Origin of the sequence: Micromonospora cynarisoli (genome assembly GCF_030518815.1) — a bacterium.
Classification (GTDB): domain Bacteria; phylum Actinomycetota; class Actinomycetes; order Mycobacteriales; family Micromonosporaceae; genus Micromonospora; species Micromonospora wenchangensis.
Genome location: NZ_CP130426.1, coordinates 2750996 through 2776046, shown reverse-complemented (window position 1 = coordinate 2776046; position 25051 = coordinate 2750996). Strand labels below are relative to the sequence as shown.

The following is a 25051-nucleotide window of genomic DNA, read 5'->3' as shown; positions in this document are numbered from 1 at the left end:
GCGGTGTGGCAGACTCGCCGCTCGACATACGCACCGTCGACATCCGTACCCGGGGAGGACGCATGGGACGCAGGCTCCGCACCGCCGGCGTCGTACCGCTGGCCCTGCTGCCGTTCGCCCTGCTCGGCTGCGGCCTCGGCGGGGACGACGCGGCCGACGGCGGGCCCACCAGGGTGCCCGTCCAGGAGGCGTCGGCCAAGGCCCGCGAGCGGGTCCAGGCGTACCTCGACGCGATGGCCGCCAAGGACCCGGCGGCCGGTCGCAACCAGCTCTGCGCGACGATGCAGGCGGGTTTCGACGCCGCCGCGACCGGGCCGAACGGTGATTTCGCCGACCACTTCCAGGTGCCCGGGGCGACGATCACCGACATCCGCACCGGTGCCCGGGGGCAGGAGGTCAGCACCACGGTGACCGTTTCGGCGGGGTCGAAGAAGGTCACCCGACCGCTGCTGTTCACCGTCACCCGCGACGGCGCGGACTGGTGCATCGCGGGCGAGGAACCCGGCGGGCACAGCCCCGCGCCGTCGCCGACCCCCTGACTCCCACCTTCCGGAACCCCGCCCCTCGGGGGCGCGGCGTCCGGACCGTCGCCGTACGCTTTCTCCCATGCGCCATGAGTGGCATCAGCTGAGCTACCCCGCCGTGAGCAGCCCCGGGCTGCAGACCAGCCGCCCCACCGTCGACTCGGCCGAGGACGCCGCCCTCGGCCTCGACCGGTGGCGTGACCTGCCCCGTCAGCAGATCCCGCCGTGGTCCGACCCGGCCCAGGTCGCCGAGGTGTGCAAGGTGCTCGACACCGTGCCGTCGGTGGTCGCCCCCTACGAGGTCGACCAGCTGCGCCGCAAGCTGGCGCTGGTCTGCGAGGGCAAGGCGTTCCTGCTCCAGGGCGGCGACTGCGCCGAGACCTTCGCCGACAACACCGAGAGCCACCTGCTGGCCAACGCCCGCACCCTGCTCCAGATGGCGATCGTGCTCACCTACGGCGCGTCCCTGCCGGTGGTGAAGGTGGCCCGGGTCGCCGGCCAGTACACCAAGCCCCGGTCGTTGCCGACCGACGCCCGGGGGCTGCCCGCCTACCGCGGCGACATGATCAACTCGCTGGAGGCCGACCCGGCCGCCCGGGTCGCCGACCCGCAGCGCATGATCCGGGCGTACGCGAACTCGGCCGCCGCCATGAACATGCTGCGCGCCTACCTGGCCGGCGGCCTGGCCGACCTGCACGCGGTGCACGACTGGAACAAGGGCTTCGTCAAGAACTCCCCGGCGGGGGAGCGCTACGAGGCGATCGCCCGGGAGATCGACCGGGCCATCGCGTTCATCCGGGCCTGCGGGATGACCGAGGACGAGGCGCTGCGTACCGTCACCCTCTACTGCTCCCACGAGGCGTTGGCCCTGGAGTACGACCGGGCGCTCACCCGGGTCTCCGACCGCCGGGCGTACGGGCTGTCCGGGCACTTCCTCTGGGTCGGCGAGCGGACCCGGCAGCTCGACGGCGCGCACATCGACTTCATCTCCCGCATCGCCAACCCGATCGGCGTGAAGCTCGGCCCGACCACCCGGCCGGACGAGGCGATCGAGCTGTGCGAGAAGCTCAACCCGGACAACATCCCCGGTCGGCTCACCCTGATCAGCCGGATGGGCAACCACAAGGTCCGCGACGCGTTGCCGCCGATCGTGGCCAAGGTCACCGCCGCGGGGGCGAAGGTGGTGTGGCAGTGCGACCCGATGCACGGCAACACCCACGAGTCCTCCAACGGCTACAAGACCCGGCACTTCGACCGGATCGTTGACGAGGTGCTCGGCTACTTCGAGGTGCACCGAGGGCTGGACACCCACCCGGGCGGCATCCACGTCGAGCTGACCGGCGAGGACGTCACCGAGTGCCTCGGCGGCGCCCAGGGCATCGAGGACCTCGACCTGCCCGGCCGGTACGAGACGGCCTGCGACCCCCGGCTGAACACCCAGCAGTCGCTGGAGCTGGCCTTCCTGGTGGCGGAGATGCTCCGTGGCTGACCCCACGGGCGTCGGCTCGGTGGCCGACCTGCGTTCCGACACGGTGACCCGACCGACCGCCGGGATGCGGGAGGCGATGGCCGCCGCCGAGGTCGGCGACGACGTCTACGCCGAGGACCCGACTGTCAACGCGCTGGAGGCCGAGGTCGCCGCGCTCTTCGGGCACGAGGCGGCGCTCTTCGCCCCGACCGGGACGATGGCCAACCAGATCGCCCTGCAACTGGTCGTCCCGCCCGGTGACGAGCTGCTCTGCGACGCCGACGCGCACGTGGTGACGTACGAGGTCGGCGCGGCGGCGGCGTACGGTGCGATCTCCACGCGGACCTGGCCCACCCTCGGCGCGGGCCTGGACCCCGGCGTGGTGGAGGCGATGATCCGGCCGGACGGCTACTTCGCGGTGCCGACCCGGGCGATCGCCGTGGAGCAGACCCACAACCGGGGCGGTGGCGGGGTGATCCCGCTGGCGACCCTGCGGGAGCTGCGCCGGGTCGCCGACGCCGCAGGCCTCGCCCTGCACTGCGACGGTGCCCGGATCTGGCACGCGCACGTCGCCGACGGGGTGCCGCTGCACGAGTACGGCGCGCTCTTCGACACCCTGTCGGTCTGCCTCTCCAAGGGGCTCGGCGCACCGGTCGGCTCGCTGGTCGTGGGCAGCGCCGCGCAGATCGACCGGGCCCGGTTCCTGCGCAAGCGGATGGGGGGCGGGATGCGGCAGGTCGGGGTGCTCGCCGCTGCCGGCCGGTACGCCCTGGCCCACCACCTCGACCGGCTCGCCGACGACCACGCCCGGGCCGCCCGGCTCGCCGAGGCGCTCGCTCCGTGCGGGGTGCTCGCCGGTCCGGTACGCACCAACATCGTGCCGCTGGACCTGACCGGGCACCGGCTCGACGCGCGGGCCCTGGCCGTCGCCGCCCGTGCGGAGGGGGTGCTGCTGTCGGTGCTCGGCCCCCGCACCGCCCGCCTGGTCACCCATCTCGACGTCGACGACGCCGCCATCGACCACGCCGCCAAGATCCTCCCCCACCTCCTCACCCCCTGACCCGCCCCTCCACCTCCACCCCCGCACGCGGCCCGCGACTTCCGCGCCTTCCGGTGTTGATCAAGAGGTTTGCGTCGGCCTGAAGATCGAAGTTGACGTGAACCTCTTGATCACCAGGGGCATCGAGCCGGGGCGTCGGCCGAGGGCATCGGGCCGGAGGGCGTCGGGCCGGAGGCGTCGAGCGGGGAGGGCGTGCGGGGGAGGAAGCGGGGTTCAGGGGTGGAGGCGGGTCAGGGTGGCTATGTCGGTGGCGTGGCCCTCGTGCTTCTCCGTGGGGGTTTCCACGACGACGGGGACGCCGGCGGTCGCCGGGTGGGCCATCAACTCGGCGAAGGCCGGTTCGCCGATGTTGCCCTTGCCGATGTTCTCGTGCCGGTCCCGGGTCGAGCCGCACAGGTCCTTGGAGTCGTTGGCGTGGATCAGCTTCAGCCGGTCCGCCCCGACCGTGGCGACCAGGGTGTCCAGGGTTGCCGTCATGCCGCCCGCCACGGCCAGGTCGTGCCCGGCCGCCCAGGCGTGGCAGGTGTCGAAACAGACGCCCAGCCCCGGATGCCTGTCGACCGCGTCCAGGTAGGGGCCGAGGTGCTCCACCCGGGAGGCCAGTGACCGGCCGCCACCGGCGCTCGGCTCCACCAGCAGCAGCGGACCGCCGGCAGCCGTGGTCTCGTCGAGCAGCGGCAGCAGCGACTCGCGTACCTGCCGCAGGGCGGTCTCGGCGTAGCCGGCGTCGACCGCGCTGCCGGCGTGGAACACCACGCCCTGCGCCCCGATCGCCCGCCCCCGGCGCAGCGCGTGTGCCAGCGTCTGCGCCGACTTCTCCACCGTCGCCGCCGTGGGCGAACCGAGGTTGACCAGCAGCGACGCGTGGATGTAGACAGGTACGCCCCGACTGGCGCAGCCCTCGGCGAACAGCGCGTCCTGGGCCGGGTCGCCGGGCGGCAGCGCCCAGCCCCGCGAGTTGGAGACGTAGACCTGCACCACCCGGGAGCCGGTCGCGTCCACGTACGGCAGGGCCGCCCTGGCCAGCCCACCCGACGTCGGGGTGTGCGAGCCGACCGGCCGGTGGGCGCTCACAGGCAGCCCAGGGTGACCGGGGTGCCCGGGGGCACCTGCGAGTTCTCGCCCGGGTTCTGGAACCGGACGATGCCGTTGGGGTTGAACTGCGTGCTCACCGTGAACCCCGCGCCCTCCAACTGCTGCTTGGCCTGCTGGCAGGGCAGGTCGACCACCCGGGGGACGGTCACCTGCGGCGGGCCCTTGCTGACGTCCAGCTTGACCTTGGTGCCCTTCTCCACGCCCGCGCCGTCGGCCGGGCTCTGCCCGAGGACCTCGTCGCGCGGCTTGTCGGATTCCTTGTACGTCTCGACCGGTTCCAGGCCGAGTCGGGACAGGGCGGCGCGGGCGTCGTTGAGGCTCTTGCCGACCAGGTCGGGCACCGTGATCGGGGCGCGGCCCCGGCTGAGGATGACGGTCACCTTGGTGCCCGGCTTCACCTCGGTGCCCACCTTCGGATTGGTGTCCACCACCACCCCGGCCGGCAGGTTGTCGTCGTAGCGGGGGGTGCCCTTGGCGACCACCAGTTTCGCGCTGGTCAGGTCGGCCTCGGCCAGGTCGAACTCCTTGCCGACGACGTCCGGCAACGGGAAGCGTTCCGGGCCCAGGGAGAGGGTCAGCGTGATGGTGCCACCCTTGAGGATCTTGGCAGCCGAGCCCGGGTCCTGGGCGATCACCCCGTCGCGGGGGACCTTCTCGTCGTAGCGGGGCGTGGCGAAGGCGAGTTGGAAGCCGGCCCGGTCCGCCTGCGCCTGCGCGTCGGCGCGGCTCAGGTTCACCAGCTGCGGCGCGACCGTGTACCGGCCCACCCCCACCCACCAGCCGCCCATCGCGGCGAGCAGGCCGACCACCACCACGGCCGCCGCGACCGACAGCCGCCCACGCGGGGTGCCCATCACCCGGGTACGCAGCTCCGCCAGCCGGGACCCCAGACCGGTGTCCTCGGTGGCCCGCCGCCGGTGCGGGCGCTGCGGGGCGGCCGGCTCGGGCAACCGGGCCCAGGTCGGCCGGGCCACCGGGCTGACCGCCGCGACCACCATCGTCGGCTCGGCCACCGCGGGCAACTCCCCGGCCACCCGGCCCAGCACGGCGGTGTGCGCGTTCGGGTTGCCCAGGTCGTCCCGGGCCACCTGCACCTCGGCCAGCAGGGCGCCCGCGTCGGCCGGCCGGGCGCCCGGGTCCCGCCGGGTCGACCGCGCGACCAACTCGTCGAGCACCCGGGACAGGCCGGGCACCAGGACCGATGGGGCCGGTACGTCCCTGTCGACGTGCTGCCAGGCCACGTCGACCGGGCGGTCCCCGTCGTACGGCACCCGGCCGGTGAGCATCTCGAACAGCACGATGCCGGCCGAGTAGACGTCGGTACGGGGGTCGGCGCGCCCGTCGGTGACCAGCTCCGGCGCCACGTACGCGACGGTCGCCATCAGCTGGTTGCCGTCGCCCTCCTCGGCGCTGGCCTCCACCGCGCGGGCCAGGCCGAAGTCGGCGACCTTGACCACGCTGTCGACCAGGTTGGCCACCCCGCCGGTGGGCGCCTCGGCCACCAGCACGTTCTCCGGCTTGACGTCGCGGTGGACCAGTCCGGCCCGGTGCGCGGCGGCGATCGCGGCGAGCATCTGCTCCATGATCGCCAGTGCCTCGTCGGGGTTGAGTCGGCGGCGTTCGGCCAGCACCTCGCGCAGGGTGCGACCCCGGACGTACTCCATCACCAGGTAGGGCAGCCCCTGGTGGGTGCCCTGGTCGTAGACGGCGACCACGTTGGGGTGGGTCAGCCGGGCGATGGTCTTGGCCTCGTCGGTGAACCGGTCCGGGAAACCCGCCATCCGGGACCGCGCCTCCGCGGCCTGGGACGGGTGGATGATCTTCACCGCGACGGTACGCTCCAGGCGCTCGTCGGTGGCGGTGTACACGGTCGCCATGCCGCCACGGGCCACGCGACCGCGAATGCGGTAGCGCCCGTCGAGCAGCGAGCCCAGCAACGTGTCGGCGACCTGTATGTCCATCGGCAGGGAGTCTATGTGTCCTGAGGGTGAAGGTTGAACAGGATGCTACAGCCGGGGCCGGCACCGGTCGGTCCCGCCGCGCTCGCCCCCGGTCCGACGGGGTGCCGCTGCACGGGTGGCCGGGCGACGTGGCAGGGTGGTCCGGTGACCGAACCCGTACCCGCCGACCAGTCCGCCGGCAGCGACCTCGGCGGCCCCAGCGACCCGGCCGCCTGGCTCACCCTTCCGGACGTCGCCGAGCGGCTCGACCTGTCGATCAGCAAGGTCCACCAGATGATCCGGGACCGTGAGCTGCTCGCCGTCCGCCGCGACGGGGTGCGCCGGGTCCCCGCCGACCTGGTCGCCAACAAGACGGTGCTCAAGCACCTGCCCGGCGTGCTCACCCTGCTCGCCGACGCCGGCTACGACGACGAGGCCGCCCTGCGCTGGCTCTACGAGCCCGACGACACCCTCTCCGGTGGCACGGGCGCGGCCACCCTCGGCGGCGACCACGCCCGCGAGGTCAAACGCCGCGCCCAAGCCCTGGGCTTCTGACAGCCCCCGCTCCTTCCGGCCCCACCCCACCCGCCGCTGCACCGTGTTGATCAAGAGGTTTCGGTCATCCTCGGGAACGTCGGTGACGCAAACCTCTTGATCAACGCGCTCCTGCGGGGCCGGGCGGGGTGCGGGGCGGGTGGGATCAGTCGGCGCGGCGGGTGGCGGCGATGGCGAGGTCCACCAGGGCCTGGCGGGCCTCGGTGTCGAGGTCGACGCCGGCCAGGGCGGCCAGCGCGGTGTCGGTCAGGGTGACGATGCGCTGTTCGGTACGGGCCAGCGCGCCGGTGCCGCTGATCAGCTCGCGGAGCCGGGTCACCCCCTCCTCGTCCAGCTCCGGATCGCCGAGCCGACCGAGCAGCAGTTCCCGGCCGGCCTCGTCGGCGGCCTCCACCGCCGCCGCGACCAGGTAGGTGCGCTTGCCCTCGCGCAGGTCGTCCCCGGCCGGCTTGCCGGTCTGCGCCGGGTCGCCGAACACCCCGAGCACGTCGTCGCGGAGCTGGAACGCCTCACCGAGCGGCAACCCGTACGCCGAGTAGGCGGTGCGCACGTCGGCGGACGCGGCGGCGAGCGCGCCACCGAGCAGCAACGGCCGCTCGACGGTGTACTTGGCCGACTTGTACCGGGCCACCTTGCCCGCCCGGTCCAGCGAGACCTCCCCGGTCGCCTGGGTCAGCACGTCCAGGTACTGCCCGACGGTGACCTCGCCGCGCATCTCGTCGAAGACCGGCCGGGCCCGGGCCACCACGTGCGGGTCCAGCCCGGCGGAGTGCAGCAGTTCGTCGGACCAGACCAGGCAGAGGTCACCGAGCAGGATCGCCGCCGCGTCGCCGAAGGCGTCCGGGTCACCGCCCCACCCGTGGGCGCGGTGCCGGGTGGCGAACCGCCGGTGCACCGCAGGCTCGCCGCGCCGGGTGTCGGAGCGGTCCATCAGGTCGTCGTGGATCAGGGCGCTGGCCTGGAAGAACTCCAGCGCCGCCAGGGCGGTCACCACTTGGTCGGCGTCCACCCCGCCGGCCCCCCGGAACCCCCAGTACGCGAACGCCGGCCGCAGCCGCTTGCCGCCCCCGAGCACGAACCCCTCGATGGTCTCGGCGATCGGCGTCAGGGCGTCGTCGATGCCTGCCATCCAGCTGCGCCTACCGGCCAGGAACTCGGTCAGCGCCTTGTCGACACGCTGCCGCAGGCCGGCACGGTCGACGGGGGAGACGGGAGCAGCGTGGGTCACGCCACGACGCTAGCCGGTCCCCGCCGCCACCGCCTCACCAGCGCCTCGGCGCGTCACCCCGGTCTGCGCCCCGGCCGGGGCCGACCGGACGGTCGGGGTGTCCAGCCGGACGGGACGCCGACGGTGCCCGACACCGCGCCGGCCCACCGTCGCTCCGGTGACGGACCGGCCCGTGCGGACGCCGTTCGGCTCGTCCACGGGGCGCTCGGCCCGTCGGCCCCGGTGCGGCGTTCCCGGCCCGGCGCGCCGGACCCGGTGCGGCCCGCCGGCCGATCGGGGCGTCGCGTCCCCTCGTTCTACCCCCGGGGTACGACGTCGCCAGGCGAGGCAGCCCACGCCGAGTTTCGGCGGGTGTCGATGCTCCGGTGAGAAGTGCGTGGGGTCGGGCGGTGACGCCCGCTAGAGTCGTCACGTGGCGCTCGGTCTTCCCTCCGTCCTTCCCAATCCGCAGCCGGCGATCGGGGAGCTGATCCGCGACCGCCAGCCGACGTTCTCCTTCGAGTTCTTCCCGCCCAAGACGGCGCAGGGGGAGCGGCTGCTCTGGCAGGCGATCCGGGAGCTGGAGCCGCTGCGCCCGTCGTTCGTGTCGATCACCTACGGGGCCGGCGGCTCGACCCGGGACACCACGGTCGCGGTGACCGAACGGATCGCCACCGAGACCACGCTGCTGCCGATGGCGCACCTGACCGCCGTCAACCACTCCGTCGCCGAGCTGCGCAACGTGATCGGGCGGCTGGCCGGCGTGGGGGTGCGCAACGTGCTCGCCGTCCGGGGCGACCCGCCCGGCGACCCGGGCGGTGAGTGGGTCCGCCACCCCGAGGGCGTCGACTACGCCGAGGACCTGGTCCGGCTGGTGCGCGAGGCCGGCGACTTCAGTGTCGGGGTGGCCGCCTTCCCCTACAAGCACCCCCGCTCGGCCGACGTGGCCAGCGACACCGCGCACTTCGTCCGCAAGTGCCGGGCGGGCGCGGAGTTCGCCATCACCCAGATGTTCTTCGACGCCGACGACTACCTGCGGCTGCGCGACCGGGTGGCGGCGGCCGGCTGCGACACCCCGATCCTGGCCGGGGTGATGCCGGTGACCCAGATCGGTACCATCGAACGCTCGGTGCAGCTGTCCGGCGCGCCGTTCCCGCCCGCGCTGGCCGCGCGGTTCGAGCGGGTCGCCGACGATCCGGAGGCGGTCCGCCGGCTCGGCATCGAACAGGCCAGCGAGATGTGCGCCCGGCTGCTCGACGAGGGGGTGCCCGGCATCCACTTCATCACCCTCAACCGTTCGCCCGCGACCCGGGAGGTGTGGCGCAGCCTGCGGGCCGACGCCCGGGTGTGAACGCGCCGGCCCCGACACCTCGACCGCGCCGCGACGGTTGACCGATGGTGGGCACACAGCTGAAGTGGGACGAGTACGCGACCGCGTGGGCGCGGTTGCACGGGGGCTTCGACCCCCGGGTCGCCGCGCCGGTGGTCCGTGCCTGGCTGCGCTTCGCGTACCACGTCGGTTACGTGCTGGGTCGGCTGCGGGTGACCCCGACCGCGGTGACCGTCGGTGGGGTGCTGCTCTGCCTGTGCGTGCCGCTGTTCAGCGCCCGGTCGGGGCAGGGGCCGATCGTCGGCGCGTTGTTCGTGCTGCTCGCCTCGGTCGCCGACAGCGTCGACGGGGCGGTAGCGGTCGCCACCGGCCGGACCACCCGGCTCGGCTACGTCTACGACTCGGTCGCCGACCGGCTCGGTGAGATCGCCTGGCTGGCGGCGTTCTGGCTGGTCGGAGCGCCGGGCGCGCTGGTGGTCGCGGCCGGCGCGCTGTCCTGGCTGCACGAGTACGTGCGGGCCCGCGCGGTCGCCGCCGGGATGCGGGAGATCGGCGCGGTCACCGTGGGGGAGCGGCCCACCCGGGTCTGCGTCGCCCTGGTCGGGCTGCTGCTGGCCGGGCTGACCGGGCTGATCGACCTCGACCTGGCCGCCGGCACCATCACCATGGCCACCGCCGTCTGGGTGCTGCTGGCCGGCTTCGGCCTGGGCCAGTTGCTGTCCACCGTCCGCCGCGCCCTGATCGACGTCGACTGACCCGCCGGCTCCTGGCACCGTCCGGCGATGATCGACTCAATGGCGGCGAGGTAGCGGTATCCCGAGCGCCGGATACCGCTCTTCCGCCCCACCGGCGACGCGGCCCACCCGGGGGTTACCAGGCGGGGCCGATCTCGTCGGCGACGATCTGCGCCGACAGGGTGACCATCGGCAGGCCGCCGCCGGGGTGGGTGGAGCCGCCGACCAGCCACAGCCCGTGCGCCGGGCCCCGGTTGGCCGGGCGGAGCAGCCCACCGGCCGTGCCGTAGATCGACCCGCCGGGCGCGGCGGTCGCGGCGTCCAGGTCGGCGGGGGTACGGATCTCGCGGAACACCAGCCGGTCCCGGACGTCGACCCCGCGCGCGGCGAGCACGTCGAGTATCCGGTCGGCGTACGCGTCGGCGAGCCCCGGCCGACGCCAGTCCACGGCGTCCGGGGCGGTGCCGTGGCGGGCGGCGTTGACCAGCACGAACCACGCCTCGTGCCCGGCCGGGCGGACCATCGGGTCGTCGGCCACGGTGACGAAGACCGTCGGGTCGGCCGCCGGTCGGGCCCGGACCCCCCGCCCGGGTGCGCCGAAGACGGCGTCGAACTCGGTGTCGTAGTCGGTGGGGAAGAAGACGGTGTGGTGGGCCAGCCCGGAGTCGCCGCGTACCCCGAGTAGCAGCACGAAACCGGCGAGGCTGCGGTCGGTGAGCGCGGCCAGCCGGCCCGGGTGCGGCAGCAGGTCCCGGTAGACGGTGAGCGCGTCGGCGTTGGCGACCACCACGTCGGCGGGGACGGGCGCGTGGACGCCGGCGAGGCGTACCCCGTGCACCCGACCCCCGGCGGCGTCGATGCGGGTGACGGTCTCCCCGGTGCGGACCGTCACGCCCAGGTCCAGGCAGCGGGAGAGCAGCGCGTCGGCCAGGGTGCCCAGCCCGCCGCGCAGGTACCAGCCACCGAAGGTCAGCTCGGCGTAGGGGACGGCGACCAGCGCGGCCGGGGCGCGGCGCGGGTCCGCGCCGGTGTAGGTGGCGTACCGGTCGAGCAGCATCCGCAGCCGGGGGTCGGACAGGTGACTGCGGCCCAGCCCGCGCAGGGTACGGCCGGGCCCGATCGCGGCCAGGTCACCCAACCGCCAGGCCAGCGCCGCCAGGTCGCGCGGCGGGTCGACGGTACGCCGCAGGATGTCCCGGTGCGACGCGGTCCACACCCGGGCGGCCCGCCGCCACAGCCGCCGCCAGTCGGCGGCGGCCCGGTCGCCGAGGGCGGCACCGATGCGGGCGGCGAACTCGTCCGGGTCGGCGCACGAGTCGAGGGTCGGCCCGCCGCCGGGGAAGACGTGCCGCACGATCGGGTCCAGCGGGGTCAGGTCGAGGTACTCGTCGAGCTTCGCGCCGGTGGCCTCGAACAGGTCGTGGAAGACCTGCGGCAGGGTGAGCAGGCTCGGCCCGGTGTCGAAGTGGAAGCTGCCGGCCGGGGTGTCGTGGACGTACCGGCCGAGCTTGCCGCCGACGGTGTCGGACCGTTCGAAGACGGTCACCTCGTGCCCGCTGACGGCCAGCCGGGCGGCGGTGGCCAGCCCGCCCACGCCGGCGCCGATGACCACGATCCGTGCCATGCCGCGCCTCCTAGCTGACCGGGCGGCCACGCCAGGACAGGCGACGCCGCTTCCGCAGATGGTACGACCGCAGGGTCAGCCAGCCGAGCACCACGACCGAGCCGGGGTGGGCCAGCGCGTCGGGCCAGGCCCGGCCGGCGGTGGCGCGGGCGCTGGCCACCCGCCCGGCGACTCCCGCCGCGTACCCGGACAGGGCCAGCCCGGCGGCCGGCGGTGAACCCGCCACCAGCGCCGCCACCGCCAGCAGCGGCGGCGCGGTGTAGAGCAGGAGCAGCGCGGCGACCACGGCCGCGGCGGCCACCGGGTGACCGAAGGTGGCCCAGAGCGACTTGGTGTAGCCGTCACGCAGCTGCGGCCAGGTCTCGTACATCCGGCAGGCGGCCAGCCGGGAACCGTCGGCCAGCGCGATCCGGCCGCCTGCGCGTTTCACCGCCCGGGCCAGCTCGATGTCCTCCAGCACCCGGTCGGCGACCGCGGCGTGCCCGCCGGCCCGGTCGTAGCCGGCCCGGTCCACCAGCAGGAACTGCCCACCGGCGGCGGCCAGCGACGGCCGCGGCGAGCGTTCCATCGCGCGCAGCGGCAGGAAGGTCAGCCACAACCACTGCAACAGCGGCTGCACCAGCCGGTCACCCACCGTCCGCACCAGGATCCTCGGGTACGCCGACAGCAGCGTCGCCCGCGCCGCCCGCAGCCCGGTCACCGCCGCCGCCACCGCGTACGGGGTGAGCACCACGTCCGCGTCGACGAAGGCGTACACGGTGGCGGCCGGCCCGGCGTGCCCGGCGAGCTGGTGGCAGGCGTACGGCTTGCCCAGCCAGCCCGGTGGCGGGGCGACCCCGGTGCGCAGGGTGACCCGGGGGTCGTCGCCGACGACCGCGCGGACCACGTCGGCGGTGCCGTCGGTCGAGCCGTCGTCGAGCACCACGATCCGCAGCCCCGGCACTCCCTGCTGGGCGAGCAGCGCGCGCAGGCACGGGGTGACCCGGTCGGCCTCGTCGCGCAGCGGCAGCAGCACCGCCACGGTCTCGTCGACCCCGACCGGCCCGTCGACGGGCCGGCGCAGGAAGTACCGGGCGTTGACCCAGGTGTGCGCGGTCAGCGCGGTCACCGCGACGGCCAGCACGAACGCGACGACGGTCACCGCCGCGCCCCCACCGACCCGGCCGGGTGCGGTCGTCGTCGTCCCGGCATCGGGCGCCGGTGCGGGGCGGGTCGACCGGCCCGGATGCCGCTCATGCCGGGGTGTCGACGCCGGTGCGGGCCGGTGCCGGCCGGCCGGCGGGCCGCCGGCGGGCGCGCAGCAGGGTCACCGCCAGCGGCACCGCCACCACCGCCATGCCGGCCGCGCCCCAGAGCGCCGAGGCGGGCAGCCGCAGGAAGACCGCGTGCGCCAGGACACTGGAGAGGTACGTCCACAGGTAGAGCGCGAACATCGGGTCGTCGCGGGAGCCGGTGACCGCGACGGCCGGCCCGGCCAGCGGGCGCAGCGCGCTCATCAGCAGCACCGCGAACAGCAGCCAGCCCAGGTAGTTGCTGACCGGGATGCCGGGCAGCCCGGGCAGCGCCGGGGTGGCGTCGCGCCACACCCAGTAGCCCTCGGCCACCATCTGCGGGTCGAGGAAGAGGTCCCAGCCGGCCAGCCCGACGGTGGCCAACGCCACCCGCCCGACGTGTCCCGCCGCAGTGGGGACGCCGGGCGTCCGGCCGGCGGGCGTGGTCAGCCGGACGGCGGCCAGCCAGGCGGGCCAGGCCATCCAGGTCCAGGCCAGCGGGATGATCAACGGCACCCCGGCCAGCTTCGGCCCCAGCTCGCCTGAGTAGTCGTAGCTGCCGAACGGGAAGCCCGTCGCCACCCCCAGCGCCTCGATGGCGAACCCGCCGCCGGTGGCCACCGCGACCAGCGCCGCCGCCGTACGGGGGCCCCGGGTGAGCAGCGCGTGCCCCACCGCGAGCAGGTAACCCAGCACGACCGTGGCGACGGTGAGCCGGGCCCGGGTGACCCCGGTGCTGAGCGGGTAGCAGATCTGGATCAGCACCAGCAGGGCCAGCAGCAGCCACGGGACGTGCCGGCGGGTCACGACGCGGCCGGCCCGGACGTGTCGGGACGGGGCAGCGGCAGGTCCCGGCCGAGCACCCCGAACGGTCGTTCGTCGCCGGGGAAGCGGAAGTGCCGCAGCACGTCGACGAAGCCGAACCGCCGGTACAGCCGCCAGGCCCGCGACGTCCGCTCGTCGGCCTCCGGGGTGGACAGCAGGGTGGTGCCGCCCTCGGCGAGGCTGAGCAGGGCGGTGAGCTGCCGGGCACCCAGGCCGTGCCCCTGCGCGGGCGGTCGGACGTGCAGCTCGACCACCTCGAAGCAGTGGGTCAGCCAACGCCGTCGGGCGTCCGGGTCCAGCGCCCGGTAGACCTGGTCGTGCCACCACTGTCCACCCGCGCCGAGGTAGCCGTACCCGAAGCCGGCCAGGTGGCCCTCGGTGGTGAGGCTGGCGACGGCGCGGAACCCGGGCCGGCGGGCGTGGGTGGCGATGTAGCCGCGTCGGGCCTCCAGCAGGTCGCTGCGGTAGCCCATCGCCTCCCCGTACACCGCGACCACGTCGTCGAGCCGCCGGACGAGATCCTCCGGCGTCCACCGCACCAACCTCATGCGCGTCCTCTCACGGTTGCGGACCACCGTCGGCGACCCATCCCAGCACCGACCGGTCACCGACCACTGCGCGCACCTCGAAGCGCGCGAACAACTCCTCCGCGTACCACCCCTCGGTGGGGGTGCGGGTGATCGCCGCGCGGTGCTCGGGGTGACGGTACGCGAACGCCACGAGGTCCGTCGGGTCGCGCCACACGCTGACCGTGCCCTGCCAGCCCAGCGGCGCCTCACCGACACCGAACCGGGCGAGCAGCCCCGGCGCGGCGTGCAGCGCGGCGGCGACCGGCGGGACGGCCTTCCAGAAGGTGAGCGCGCGGCGGGGCCGCAACCGGGCCCGGGTCAGCGCCAGCACCGGCCCGTCGGCCCGGCCGCCCGCCGGCTCGCCGAACGGCCGCCGGCCCGACCACTCGCCCCGGCTGGTCACCGGGCGCAGCTCCAGCCGGGCCGACGCGCGGGCGATCCGGGCCCAGGAACGGCCGACCGGGGAGGTGTCGAAGCCGGCCGCCGCGGCGGGGGAGCCCCACACCACCAGCGCCGCCCACCGGGTCAGGTCGGCGTCCCCCGGGCCGAAGCCGGTGCCGGTCCCGGTGCCGAGCAGCTTGCCGAACCGTACGCCGGGGGTGCGCCGCAGTTGCCACGGATGCCGGGCCATCCGGGCCAACGCCCGCCCCACGGCGACCCGGGGCACCCGCCACACGTGCAGGGTGACCAGTTCCGGGGTGGTGTTCACGCCACCTCGGCGGGGGTGCCGCCGGTGATCCGCAGCAGCTCCGGGTAGGTGGTGGGGAAGACCGCCTGCGGTACGCCACCGGCGGCCCACACCTGCGGGTACCCGGCCAGGGCGGTGTCGACCAGGGTGCGCAGCGGCCCGGGGTGGCCGACCGGGGCGACCCCGCCGATCACCTGTCCGGTGTGCGTCCGGACGAAGTCGGGGGTGGCCCGGCGCAGGTGGGTCACCCCGAGCCCGGCGGCCAGGCCGGCGGTGTCCACCCGGTGCGCGCCGGAGGTGAGCACCAGCAGCGGCGTGCCGTCGGCGTCGAAGACCAGCGAGTTGGCGATGGCGCCGACGGCGACGCCGAGCGCCTCGGCCGCCGCGGCGGCGGTGTGTGCCGCCTCGGGCAGCAGGCGGACCCGGCTGGCCGCGCCGGAACCGTCCCGTGCGCCCGCGTCGTCGAGCGTCCGCTGCACCGCCTGCACGTTCGGGTGTGACTGCATGCGGCCCATTCTCCCCGGCCCGCCCCGACGCCCCGCACCCGGCCGGCCGCCGGGTGGGGCGAACCCGGTGGCAGGTCGTACGCCACACGTTGCGTTTTCGTCGGGGGCAGGGTGTACTGTCAGAGCAGTTAGAACGAGTGTTCGATTCACTCGCACACCCGTTCCAACGCCCCCGGGGCGGTGTTTCGCGGCGTCGGCCCGGGCAGGTGCGGTTTCGCGGACCGCACCGGGTTCCGGGCAGTCGCGAGCCCGGTCCCGTCAAGGCAGGTCGTCGCCCGCCGCCCTCGACCCCCGGGCGGCGGGCGACGAACCCGCCGGTTCGCCGGCCGGGTGTGGTGTGGGGAAGCATCCACACCCGGCCGGCCCCCAGCGGTGCGTCTTCCTCCGCACCACCCGCCCCGGGCGTCGCGCCGGTGGAGCTCCTCCACCGGGCGTCCCGCCCGACCCGGTCACGCGGAGGAGACAGTCATGCCGACCAACCCGGCCCAGGCGCCGACGGTGCCCGCGCACGTGCTGCCGCACCGCACCCCGACCCAACTCCTCACGGTGGCCCGACGCGGGCTGGCCGAGGCCGCCCAGACCCGCCCCGACGGGCTGCGCTACGCCGCCGCCCACCTGGCCGCGCTCCGCGCCGCCGCCGCCCTGCTGGCCGCCCGGGCCCGGCCCGCGCCCGCCCGCCGCCGCCGGATCACCAGCGTCTGGGTGCTGCTCGCCGGTGTCGCCCCCGAACTGGACGAGTGGTCCCGCTACTTCGCCGCCGCCGCCGGCAAGCGGGCCGCCGCCGAGGCCGGCATACCCCGGGTGGTGAGCGCCCGGGAGGCCGACGACCTGCTCAGGGCCGCCGAACAGTTCGTGGCGGTGGTGGAGCAGGCGCTCGGAGTGACCCACCAGCCCGCCCTCGACGGTCTCGCCGCCTGATCCGGCCGTGCCCGGGTCCCCGCCGGGCACCTGATCCGGCCGGTACCGGCCCCCGCTGAGCACCTGATCCACGCAACGACATGACGGGGGGTTGGTCCGATGGCGGGCCGCATGGTGGTCGGTTCCGCCGCACTGGCCGATCTGGTCCGCCCGGCGAGCGCCCCGGACCCGGCCGGCAGCCACCTGGTACTCCCGGTGGCACCCGAGTTGACCGGCCTGCTGCCGCACCGGGGGCTGCGCCGGGGCAGCACGGTCGCCGTCACCGTCGGCCAACCCCGGCGCAGCGGCGGCACCTCTCTGGTGCTGGCGTTGCTCGCCGAGGCGTCCCGGGCCGGGTCGTGGTGCGCGGTGGTCGGGGTGCCCACCTTCGGGGCCGGCGCCGCCGCCGAGGTCGGCATCGCCCTGGACCGGCTGGCCCTCGTCCCGCATCCCGGTCCGGAGTGGCCCACCGTGGTCGCCGCCCTGATCGACGGGGTCGACGTGGTGGTGACCGCCGTCCCGCACACCGTCTCCGCCCCGGTGGCCGACCGGCTGGCCGCCCGGGCCCGGCAACGCGGCTGCGTGCTCGTCCCGTACGGGCGGTGGGCCGGTGCGGACGTCACGCTCCAGGTGGTCCGGGGGGTCTGGGAGGGGCTCGGACCGGGGCGGGGCCGGCTGCGCCGACGCGAGGTCACCGTGTCGGCACGTGGACGCGGAGCGGCGGCCCGCCCGAAGGAGATCACGATGTGGCTGCCCGGCGACGGGCTCACCCGGGTGGTGCCCCGCGCCGCGCCGACCGTTCCCGCCGCACCCGTCGGGCCCCGGCCGGGCGGATTCACCGTGGTCGGGTCGGGGTGACCGGCGCGTCCGTCCGTACCCTGCTGCTCTGGTGCCCGGACTGGCCGGTGCTCGCCGCCGAGATCGTCGACGGGGTGCCCGCCACCGGCCCGGTGGCCGTGCTGCACGCCAACCGGGTGGTGGCCTGCTCCGCGCCGGCCCGCAGCGCCGGGGTACGCCGGGGACTACGCCGCCGGGAGGCACAGGGGCGCTGCCCCGCGTTGACCGTCGTCGACCACGACCCCGGCCGGGACGCCCGTGCCTTCGAACCGGTCGTCGCCGCCGTGGAGGAGGTCGCCGCCGGGGTGGAGGTGGTCCGCCCCGGCGTCTGCGCGCTCGCCGCCCGGGGGCCCGCCCGTTACCTCGGCGGTGAGGAGGCCGCCGCCGAGCGGATCGTCGAACAGGTCGCCGAGTCCTGCGCGGTGGAGAGCCAGGTCGGGATCGCCGACGGGGTCTTCGCCGCCGGCCTCGCCGCGCGTACCGGTCAGGTGGTGCCGCCGGGCGGGACGCCGGGCTTCCTGGCCGGGCTGCCCGTCGAGGCGGTCGGCCGGCCGGCCCTGGCCGACCTGCTGCGCCGGCTCGGCGTACGCACGCTCGGCGAATTCGCGGCGCTGCCCGCCGGTGACGTGCTGGCCCGGTTCGGCTTCGACGGGGCCCTCGCCCACCGGCTCGCCGCCGGGCACGACCACCGCCCGCTCGCCGTCCGGCAGCCCCCGGTCGACCTGACCGTCACCGCCCACCACGACGAGCCCCTCGACCGGGTCGACGCGGCGGCCTTCGCCGCCCGGATGCTCGCCGAACGGTTGCACGACCGGTTGGCCGGGCACGGGCTGGCCTGTACCCGGCTCGGCATCGAGGCGGTCACCGCGCACGGCCAGGAACTGCACCGGGTGTGGCGGCACGACGGGTTGCTCACCGCCGCCGCCATCGCCGACCGGGTGCGCTGGCAGCTCGACGGCTGGCTCTCCGGCAGCACCGGTCGGGCGGGTGCCCGGCCGGCCCGACCGACCGCCGGGATCGTCCGGCTGCGGCTGGTGCCCGACGGGTTGGTGGCCGGGGGCGGGCTGCAACCCGGCCTGTGGGGGGAGGTCGGCGAGGAACGGGACCGGGCGCACCGGGCGTTGAGCCGGGTGCAGGGCATCCTCGGCCCGGAGGCGGTGGTCACCGCCGTGCTGGGCGGTGGTCGGTCCCCGGCCGACCAGACCCGCCTGGTGCCCTGGGGGGACGAACGCCTCCCCGCCCGTCCCGGCCCGCCCCCACCGCCGGGTGTCGCTGAGGCGTTGCCGGGCGTCACCGGGCCGGTCGTGACGCAGCCCGGTGGCGCGGAAAGGGCGCTCACGCCGCCTCGTGATGCCGGGCGGACGGGGGCGCGGTCCGGTGGTGCCGGGCGGGGCGGGCCACGGCGGTCGGGTCCCGTACCGCCGTGGCCGGGGCGACTACCGCCACCCGCGCCGGCCGTGGTGCTGCCCGTCCCGCTCACCGCCACCGTGCACGACGCCACCGGGGAACCGGTGCTGGTCAGCGCCCGGCTGGCGGTCAGCGCCGCGCCCGCCCGGCTGGCCGTCGACGGCATCGCCCCCACGGAGATCGTCGGCTGGACCGGCCCGTGGCCGGTGGACGAGCGGTGGTGGGCCCCTGCCGAGGCCCGTCGTCGGGCCCGGTTCCAGGTCTGTCTGGCCGACGGTGCCGCCCTGCTGCTGGCCGTCGAGGCGGGCCGGTGGCTGGTGGAGGCGATCTATGACTGACCGGTGCTCCGTGCCGGGGCTGGTCCCGTTTGCGCTGGCCTCGTCCGCCTCGGTGGGACCTCTCCGGGCTGGACCCGGGTCGGTCGGCTGTGTGTCGGCCGGGTCCGGTCGGTGGCGCTTCCGCTGCCGGTCGGTGCGGCGTTCCGTCCGGGGTCGCCCCGTGTCCCGACGATGTTTCCGGGTGAGCGGTATGCCGCCGAGGCATAAATATGACTCAGCGGCATACCGCTCTCCGGGAGAACCATCCCTGTCGGCGTCGACCCTGCCCCGCCACGCGACCGGCTGTGGGAAAGCGACAGGCACCGCCGGGGTAACCGGCACCGCTGGAGCGATCCGCACCGTGGGGGCGACCGGATGAGCTTCCACAATCCGAAGCTGCCCTGGTCGGAGCTGGAGCGGGTGCTGTCCGGCCGGTCCACCGCCGGCGGCGGCGCAGGCCACCGTCCCTGTGACGACCACTCCCGTGACGACCGCCGCCAGGACAACGCGCCCCGGGGTGACGGAGGCAGCAGCGGAGCGCCTCATGGTGGCGGAGCCGGCGGGGGGCGGGGCGGGCGGCGGCGCGGGGAACGGCACCTGCACGTGGTGGACCCGCTCGCCGAGGCCGACGGCGGCGACTCGCCGGCCTGGACCCGGCACCGCGAGCGGTACGCACCGCCGCAGCTGACCCGCCCGGACGACCCGGTGCCCTACGCCGAGCTGCACGCGCACACCAACTTCAGTTTCCTCGACGGGGCGAGCCACCCGGAGGAACTGGCCGAGGAGGCCGTCCGGCTGGGGTTGACCGCACTCGCGGTGACCGACCACGACGGGTTCTACGGGGTGGTCCGGTTCGCCGAGGCGGCCCGTACGCTGCACCTGCCCACGGTCTTCGGCGCGGAGCTGTCGTTGGGGCTGCCCGGCCCGCAGCAGGGCGAACCCGACCCGCAGGGCCGGCACCTGCTGGTGCTCGCCCACGGCCACGAGGGGTACGCCCGGCTCGCGTCGGTCATCTCCCGGGCGCAGCTGCGCGGCGGCGAGAAGGGGCGGCCGGTCTACGGCGAACTGGAGGAGGTCGCCGCCGAGCTGCGCGACCACGTGCTGGTGCTGACCGGCTGCCGCAAGGGGCACGTGCCGGCGGCGCTGCTCACCGAGGGGGTCGACGCGGCGGCCCGGGAGCTGGACCGGCTCACCGCGCTGTTCGGCGCGGAGACGGTGGCGGTGGAGCTGACCGACCACGGGCACCCGGTCGACGCCGACCGCAACGACGCGCTCGCCGAGCTGGCCGCCGCCGCCGGGCTGCCCACGGTGGCCAGCAACAACGTGCACTACGCCAGCCCGGGGCGACGGCGGTTGGCGACCACCCTGGCCGCCGTACGGGCCCGCCGCAGCCTGGACGAGATCGACGGTTGGCTGCCCGCCGCCGCCACCGCCCACCTGCGCAGTGGCGCGGAGATGGCGGCCCGGTTCGCCGCGTACCCGGGTGCGGTGTCCCGGGCCGCCGAGTTCGGCACGGAACTCGCCTTCGACCTGCACCTGGTCGCGCCCCGGCTGCCGGCGTACCCGGTGCCGGCGGGGCACACCGAGATGAGCTGGCTGCGCCACCTGACGCTGACCGGGGCGCACGAGCGCTACGGCCCGCCCGGGGCGCACCCGGAGGCGTACGCGCAACTGGAACACGAGCTGCGGATGATCGACGAGCTGGGCTTCCCCGGCTACTTCCTGGTGGTCTACGACATCGTGGCGTTCTGCCGCGCGCAGGACATCTACTGCCAGGGCCGGGGGTCGGCGGCGAACTCGGCGGTCTGTTACGCGCTGCGGATCACCAACGTGGACGCGGTGCGGCACCGGCTGCTCTTCGAACGGTTCCTCGCCCCGGAACGCGACGGGCCGCCCGACATCGACGTGGACATCGAGTCCGACCGGCGGGAGGAGGTGATCCAGCACGTCTACGCCCGCTACGGCCGGGAGCACACCGCCCAGGTCGCCAACGTCATCTCCTACCGGCCCCGCTCGGCGGTGCGGGACGTGGCGAAGGCGTTCGGCTACTCGCCCGGCCAGCAGGACGCCTGGAGCAAGCAGATCGACCGTTGGGGTTCCGTCGCGGCGGTCGACGTCGAGGACATCCCCGAGCAGGTGGTGGCGTACGCCAACGAGTTGCAGACCTTCCCCCGGCACCTGGGCATCCACTCCGGAGGGATGGTGATCTGCGACCGGCCGGTGATCGAGGTGTGCCCGGTGGAGTGGGGGCGGATGCCCGGCCGCAGCGTGCTCCAGTGGGACAAGGACGACTGCGCGGCCGTCGGGCTGGTCAAGTTCGACCTGCTCGGCCTGGGCATGCTCTCCGCCCTGCACCACGGCTACGACCTGATCGGGTCCAGGCTGGACCTGGGTGACATGACGTTGGACGACCCCGAGGTCTACGACATGCTCTGCCGGGCCGACTCGGTGGGCGTGTTCCAGGTGGAGAGCCGCGCCCAGATGGCCACCCTGCCCCGGCTGAAACCGCGCGAGTTCTACGACCTGGTGGTGGAGGTGGCGCTGATCCGGCCCGGCCCGATCCAGGGCGGCTCGGTGCACCCGTACATCAGGCGCAAGAACGGCCAGGAGCCGGTGACGTACCCGCACCCGCTGATGCATAACGCGTTGGAGAAGACCCTCGGGGTGCCGCTGTTCCAGGAGCAGCTCATGCAGCTCGCCATCGACCTGGCCGGCTTCGACGCGGCCGGGGCCGACCAGCTGCGCCGGGCGATGGGGGCGAAACGGTCGGTGCAGCGGATGGCGCAGCTTGCCGACCGGCTCTACGCCGGGATGGCCGAGCGGGGCATCACCGGCGAACTGGCCGACGACGTCTACCGCAAGCTCACCGCGTTCGCCAGCTACGGCTTCCCGGAGAGCCACGCGATGAGCTTCGCCTACCTGGTGTACGCCAGTTCCTGGCTCAAGCGGCACCATCCGGCGGCGTTCCTGGCGGCCCTGCTCAACGCCCAACCGATGGGGTTCTACGCGCCGCAGACCCTGGTCGACGACGCCCGGCGGCACGGGGTCGAGGTCCGCCGGCCGGACGTCAACGCCAGCGGGACGGGGGCGGTGCTGGAGTCCACCCCGGAAACCCGCTGGGGGAGCGTGCCGGGGGAACCGCCGCACGCCTGGGGGCTGGGCGGTCCGGCGGTGCGGCTCGGGCTGGGCGGTGTCCGTACCCTCGGCGACGACGTGGCGAGGCGGATCGTGGCGGAGCGGACGGCGCACGGGGCGTACCGGGACATGCCGGATCTGGCCCGGCGGGTCGGTCTCACCGCAGGCCAGCTGGAGGCGCTGGCCACCGCGGACGCCTTCGCCTGTTTCGGGCTGACCCGGCGGCAGGCGCTCTGGGCGGCCGGCGCGGCGGCCCAGGACCGGCCGGGCCGGCTGCCCGGCACGGTGACCGGCGCGGCCGCGCCCACCCTGCCCGGGATGGAGGCGGTGGACCGGCTCGTCGCCGACGTCTGGGCCACCGGGCTGTCCCCGGAGACCCACCCGGCCCGGTTCGTCAGGGACCGCCTCGACGCGCTGGGTGCGGTGCCGATCGCCCGGCTGGGGCGGGTGGCGCCGGGTCGGCGGGTCCGGGTCGGCGGGATCGTCACCCACCGGCAACGGCCGGCGACGGCCGGCGGGGTCACCTTCCTCAACCTGGAGGACGAGACCGGAATGTTGAATGTCACGTGTTCGCCGGGGCTCTGGCAGCGCTATCGTCGAATCGCCCGCACCAGCAGCGCCCTCGTGGTCCGTGGTCGGTTGCAGCGGCACGAGGGGGTCACCACCCTCACCGCCGACCGGCTGGACCCGATCACGCCGCCGGTGGAACCCGCCTCCCGTGACTTCCGGTGAAGTGATCCACATTACGGTTTTCCGGGCCGGGAGACAGGAGAATTCCGGCACGCGCGGGCAGAGCGGCCCGCGCGCGGCAAGGGGGAAGACCAGTGACGATGGACAGTACGTACACCGGTGGACTGGCGAACGCCCGGCGCACCCGGCTGGGTGCCGGCTGGACGCCCGCCCAGGACGCCGAGCCGCGCGAGTACCAGGTGACCGAGGGTCCGGTGGCGAACATCCGCCGGTCCCGTGCCGAGGAGGACCCGGCCGGCGGCGGGGAGATCTGAGCCGGCGACGGCACCGCCGACGGGGGGTCGGGTGGCGTGGGTGACTAGGCTCGACCGGGTGGAACAGAGCACCCGCAGCCGGTTCGCCGAGCCGCCGTTGACCCCCCGTACCGCCGTCATCTGGTCGGTGCTCGCCGCCGAGTTGCAGCGGCGGGCCGACGACACGCTGACCGTGCTCGACGTGGGCGGCGGCACCGGCGGGTTCGCCGTGCCGCTCGCCCAGGCCGGCCACCGGGTGACCGTGGTCGACGCCAGCCCCGACGCGCTCGCCGCGCTCACCCGTCGGGCCGCCGAGGCCGGCGTCGCCGACCGGGTCCGTGCCGTGCAGGGCGACGGCGACGCGTTGACCGGCCTGGTCGAACCGGCCACCGTCGACCTGGTGCTGTGCCACGCCGTGCTGGAGGTCGTCGACGATCCGACGCCTGTGGTGGCCGCGCTGGCCGCCGCGCTACGTCCCGGTGGCGCGGCGAGTGTGCTGGTCGCCGGGCGGGCCGCCGCTGTGCTGGGGCGGGCCATGAACGGCCACCTGGACGTCGCCGCCGTGCTGGCCGCCGCCCCCGACGGCGCCGCCGGGCCCCGGGACACCCTGCGCCGCCGCTTCGACGCCGAGGAGGCCACCGTCCTGTTGCGCGCCGCCGGCCTCGCCGTCGAGGAGATCCACGGGGTACGCGTCCTCGCCGACCTGCTGCCCGCCACCGTCGCCGACGGTCAGCCGGGTGCCCTGGTCGAGCTGGAGAAGGCGCTGGCCGGGCGTCCGCCCTACCGGGACCTCGCCGCCCAACTGCACCTGTTCGCCCGTCGCCCGGCATGACCGACCTGCCCCCGGTCGAGACGACCGTGCCCCCGGCCGCTGAGCCGGTGGACCGGGCGGCGGGACCCGTGCCTCCGGCGGACCCGCTCGCGGTGGTGCCGCCGCGCTACGGCGGGGGCAGCCTGGCCGACGTGCTGCCCAGCGTGCTGGCCGTGCTCGGCGTGCCGGGCGCGGTCGACCTGCTCGGGCTCGTCCCCGGCCTGGCCGGGGTACGCCGGGTCGCCGTCCTGCTCGTCGACGGCCTCGGCTGGTACCAGCTTCCCACCGCCGCCCGGTACGCCCCGACCCTGACCGGGCTGGCCGCGACGGTGGGCCGCCCGTTGACCTCCGGCTTCCCGTCCACCACCCCGACCAGCCTGGTGACCCTGGGGGCGGGCGCGGCCCCCGGCGCGCACGGCGTGCTCGGCTTCACCGTCCGGGTGCCCGGCACCGACCGGGTGCTCAACCACATCGACTGGCCCGGCGATCCGGACCCGCTGCACTGGCAGCCGGTGCGCACCCAGTGGCAGCGGGCCCGTGCCGCCGGGGTCGCGGTGAGCGTGGTGAGCCGCCCCGAGTACGCCGGCAGCGGGCTCACCCTGGCCGCGAACCGGGGCGGCGACTACCGGGGCGCCGCCGGGGCGGACGCGCTGGCCCGGACGATGCTGGCGGCGCTGTCCGCCGGGGCCGGCCCCACCCTGGTCTCCGGCTACCACCCCGACCTGGACCGGCACGGTCACCTCAGCGGGGTCGACTCGGCCCCGTGGCGGATCGCCGCCGCCGAGGTCGACGCCCTGCTCGCCCGCCTCGTCGACGGGTTGCCGGCCGACGCCGCGCTGCTGGTCACCGCCGACCACGGTCAGCTCGACGTGCCGGCGGAGCACCGGTTCGACCTGGACACCGACCCACGGCTGCGGGCCGGCATCCGGGTGGTCGCCGGTGAGCCCCGGGTGCGGTACCTGCACGTCGCCCCGGGGGCGGTCGACGACGTGGTGGCCGCCTGGTCGACGGTGCTCGGGCCGGCCGCCCGGGTCGGCACCCGGGAGGAGATCGTGGCCGAGGGGTGGTTCGGCCCGGTCGCCGAGGAGCACCTGTCCCGGGTCGGTGACGTGGTGGTGACCTGCCGCGAGACGTACGCGGTGCTGGCCACCCGGTCGGAGCCGCCGGCGGTGTCCCGGCTGGTGGCGTACCACGGGGCGGACACCGCGGCGGAGATGACCGTGCCGCTGCTGGTGGTCCGGGGCTGACCGCGGCCACCGCCCGCGGGG

Annotated in this window: 22 protein-coding genes; 13 read left to right on the top strand and 9 right to left on the bottom strand. The window is 75.4% G+C overall.

The genetic code is table 11. The features are described from left to right. The first annotated feature begins 62 nt into the window (after positions 1-62). The 3 genes from Q2K16_RS11365 to Q2K16_RS11355 all read left to right on the top strand — a co-directional run bounded on the left by Q2K16_RS11365 (position 63) and on the right by Q2K16_RS11355 (position 3052). Positions 63-539, top strand: coding sequence for a hypothetical protein (locus Q2K16_RS11365; RefSeq protein ID WP_302745238.1), 477 nt, complete (start codon positions 63-65; stop codon positions 537-539). Positions 540-606: 67 nt separating this feature from the next. Beyond that, positions 607-2013, top strand: coding sequence for a class II 3-deoxy-7-phosphoheptulonate synthase (locus tag Q2K16_RS11360; RefSeq protein ID WP_145921014.1), 1407 nt, complete (start codon positions 607-609; stop codon positions 2011-2013). A gap of 19 nt (positions 2014-2032) precedes the next feature. Further along, positions 2033-3052 (top strand): threonine aldolase family protein, encoded by a 1020-nt coding sequence (locus tag Q2K16_RS11355; protein ID WP_302746441.1) that lies wholly within the window; start codon positions 2033-2035, stop codon positions 3050-3052. Positions 3053-3265: 213 nt separating this feature from the next. Here the strand turns inward: Q2K16_RS11355 and Q2K16_RS11350 are convergent, their stop codons facing one another. Both Q2K16_RS11350 and pknB read right to left on the bottom strand, forming a co-directional pair. After that, positions 3266-4126, bottom strand: coding sequence for a deoxyribonuclease IV (locus Q2K16_RS11350; protein ID WP_302745236.1), 861 nt, complete (start codon positions 4124-4126; stop codon positions 3266-3268). Continuing rightward, complete coding sequence (gene pknB, locus Q2K16_RS11345; protein WP_302745235.1) at positions 4123-6108, bottom strand: Stk1 family PASTA domain-containing Ser/Thr kinase; 1986 nt, start codon at positions 6106-6108, stop codon at positions 4123-4125. The genes Q2K16_RS11350 and pknB overlap by 4 nt, the downstream gene beginning before the upstream one ends. A gap of 144 nt (positions 6109-6252) precedes the next feature. On the opposite strand from pknB, the gene Q2K16_RS11340 reads away from it, so the two are divergent. Continuing rightward, positions 6253-6642: an Rv2175c family DNA-binding protein gene (locus Q2K16_RS11340; RefSeq protein ID WP_302745234.1), complete on the top strand. Its 390-nt coding sequence runs from the start codon at positions 6253-6255 to the stop codon at positions 6640-6642. Between the two features lie 145 nt (positions 6643-6787). On the opposite strand, the gene Q2K16_RS11335 is transcribed toward Q2K16_RS11340, so the two are convergent. Beyond that, positions 6788-7870, bottom strand: a complete 1083-nt coding sequence (locus Q2K16_RS11335; RefSeq protein ID WP_302745233.1) for a polyprenyl synthetase family protein — start codon at positions 7868-7870, stop codon at positions 6788-6790. A gap of 412 nt (positions 7871-8282) precedes the next feature. Between Q2K16_RS11335 and metF the strand changes: the two genes are divergently transcribed. Both metF and Q2K16_RS11325 read left to right on the top strand, forming a co-directional pair. Continuing rightward, positions 8283-9200, top strand: coding sequence for a methylenetetrahydrofolate reductase [NAD(P)H] (gene metF, locus Q2K16_RS11330; protein WP_088643011.1), 918 nt, complete (start codon positions 8283-8285; stop codon positions 9198-9200). 44 nt (positions 9201-9244) lie between these two features. Beyond that, positions 9245-9934, top strand: a complete 690-nt coding sequence (locus tag Q2K16_RS11325; RefSeq protein ID WP_302745232.1) for a CDP-alcohol phosphatidyltransferase family protein — start codon at positions 9245-9247, stop codon at positions 9932-9934. 115 nt (positions 9935-10049) lie between these two features. On the opposite strand, the gene Q2K16_RS11320 is transcribed toward Q2K16_RS11325, so the two are convergent. From Q2K16_RS11320 to Q2K16_RS11295, 6 genes are all read right to left on the bottom strand, one after another. Then, positions 10050-11537, bottom strand: coding sequence for a phytoene desaturase family protein (locus Q2K16_RS11320; protein WP_302745230.1), 1488 nt, complete (start codon positions 11535-11537; stop codon positions 10050-10052). Positions 11538-11547: 10 nt separating this feature from the next. Next, on the bottom strand, positions 11548-12678 hold the full coding sequence (locus tag Q2K16_RS11315; RefSeq protein WP_302745228.1) for a glycosyltransferase family 2 protein: 1131 nt from the start codon (positions 12676-12678) through the stop codon (positions 11548-11550). A 91-nt stretch (positions 12679-12769) separates the two neighbouring features. Continuing rightward, entirely contained in the window at positions 12770-13615 is an 846-nt protein-coding gene (locus Q2K16_RS11310; RefSeq protein WP_302745226.1) for a carotenoid biosynthesis protein, read from the bottom strand. Then, entirely contained in the window at positions 13612-14181 is a 570-nt protein-coding gene (locus Q2K16_RS11305) for a GNAT family N-acetyltransferase (RefSeq protein WP_302745224.1), read from the bottom strand. The genes Q2K16_RS11310 and Q2K16_RS11305 overlap by 4 nt, the downstream gene beginning before the upstream one ends. Before the next feature lie 10 nt (positions 14182-14191). After that, positions 14192-14911: a monooxygenase gene (locus Q2K16_RS11300; protein WP_302745223.1), complete on the bottom strand. Its 720-nt coding sequence runs from the start codon at positions 14909-14911 to the stop codon at positions 14192-14194. Next, entirely contained in the window at positions 14908-15396 is a 489-nt protein-coding gene (locus Q2K16_RS11295; protein WP_302745222.1) for a YbaK/EbsC family protein, read from the bottom strand. Before Q2K16_RS11295 ends, Q2K16_RS11300 begins: the two co-directional genes overlap by 4 nt. A 468-nt stretch (positions 15397-15864) precedes the next feature. On the opposite strand from Q2K16_RS11295, the gene Q2K16_RS11290 reads away from it, so the two are divergent. From Q2K16_RS11290 to Q2K16_RS11260, 7 genes are all read left to right on the top strand, one after another. After that, complete coding sequence (locus tag Q2K16_RS11290) at positions 15865-16314, top strand: SAV_6107 family HEPN domain-containing protein (protein ID WP_302745221.1); 450 nt, start codon at positions 15865-15867, stop codon at positions 16312-16314. Positions 16315-16413: 99 nt separating this feature from the next. Continuing rightward, on the top strand, positions 16414-17151 hold the full coding sequence (locus Q2K16_RS11285) for a VOC family protein (RefSeq protein ID WP_302745220.1): 738 nt from the start codon (positions 16414-16416) through the stop codon (positions 17149-17151). Beyond that, positions 17148-18875: a DNA polymerase Y family protein gene (locus tag Q2K16_RS11280; RefSeq protein WP_302745219.1), complete on the top strand. Its 1728-nt coding sequence runs from the start codon at positions 17148-17150 to the stop codon at positions 18873-18875. The genes Q2K16_RS11285 and Q2K16_RS11280 overlap by 4 nt, the downstream gene beginning before the upstream one ends. Positions 18876-19229: 354 nt before the next feature. Continuing rightward, complete coding sequence (locus Q2K16_RS11275) at positions 19230-22721, top strand: error-prone DNA polymerase (protein ID WP_302745218.1); 3492 nt, start codon at positions 19230-19232, stop codon at positions 22719-22721. A 98-nt stretch (positions 22722-22819) separates the two neighbouring features. After that, positions 22820-22993 carry a hypothetical protein gene (locus Q2K16_RS11270; RefSeq protein WP_228544392.1) on the top strand — a complete coding sequence of 58 codons (174 nt, stop codon included), beginning with the start codon at positions 22820-22822 and terminating at the stop codon, positions 22991-22993. A gap of 40 nt (positions 22994-23033) precedes the next feature. Beyond that, positions 23034-23804, top strand: a complete 771-nt coding sequence (locus Q2K16_RS11265) for a methyltransferase domain-containing protein (RefSeq protein ID WP_302745217.1) — start codon at positions 23034-23036, stop codon at positions 23802-23804. Then, complete coding sequence (locus Q2K16_RS11260; protein ID WP_302745215.1) at positions 23801-25030, top strand: alkaline phosphatase family protein; 1230 nt, start codon at positions 23801-23803, stop codon at positions 25028-25030. The genes Q2K16_RS11265 and Q2K16_RS11260 overlap by 4 nt, the downstream gene beginning before the upstream one ends. Positions 25031-25051: the final 21 nt, after the last annotated feature.

Excerpts from the sequence above, each read along its gene's own strand:
- Q2K16_RS11365 (WP_302745238.1), top strand. The coding sequence starts at position 63 with ATGGGACGCAGGCTCCGCACCGCCGGCGTCGTACCGCTGGCCCTGCTG.
- Q2K16_RS11360 (WP_145921014.1), top strand. The coding sequence starts at position 607 with ATGCGCCATGAGTGGCATCAGCTGAGCTACCCCGCCGTGAGCAGCCCC.
- pknB (WP_302745235.1), bottom strand. The coding sequence starts at position 6,108 with ATGGACATACAGGTCGCCGACACGTTGCTGGGCTCGCTGCTCGACGGG.
- Q2K16_RS11325 (WP_302745232.1), top strand. The coding sequence starts at position 9,245 with ATGGTGGGCACACAGCTGAAGTGGGACGAGTACGCGACCGCGTGGGCG.
- Q2K16_RS11320 (WP_302745230.1), bottom strand. The coding sequence starts at position 11,537 with ATGGCACGGATCGTGGTCATCGGCGCCGGCGTGGGCGGGCTGGCCACC.
- Q2K16_RS11305 (WP_302745224.1), bottom strand. The coding sequence starts at position 14,181 with ATGAGGTTGGTGCGGTGGACGCCGGAGGATCTCGTCCGGCGGCTCGAC.
- Q2K16_RS11295 (WP_302745222.1), bottom strand. The coding sequence starts at position 15,396 with ATGCAGTCACACCCGAACGTGCAGGCGGTGCAGCGGACGCTCGACGAC.
- Q2K16_RS11290 (WP_302745221.1), top strand. The coding sequence starts at position 15,865 with ATGCCGACCAACCCGGCCCAGGCGCCGACGGTGCCCGCGCACGTGCTG.
- Q2K16_RS11285 (WP_302745220.1), top strand. The coding sequence starts at position 16,414 with ATGGCGGGCCGCATGGTGGTCGGTTCCGCCGCACTGGCCGATCTGGTC.
- Q2K16_RS11275 (WP_302745218.1), top strand. The coding sequence starts at position 19,230 with ATGAGCTTCCACAATCCGAAGCTGCCCTGGTCGGAGCTGGAGCGGGTG.
- Q2K16_RS11270 (WP_228544392.1), top strand. The coding sequence starts at position 22,820 with ATGGACAGTACGTACACCGGTGGACTGGCGAACGCCCGGCGCACCCGG.
- Q2K16_RS11260 (WP_302745215.1), top strand. The coding sequence starts at position 23,801 with ATGACCGACCTGCCCCCGGTCGAGACGACCGTGCCCCCGGCCGCTGAG.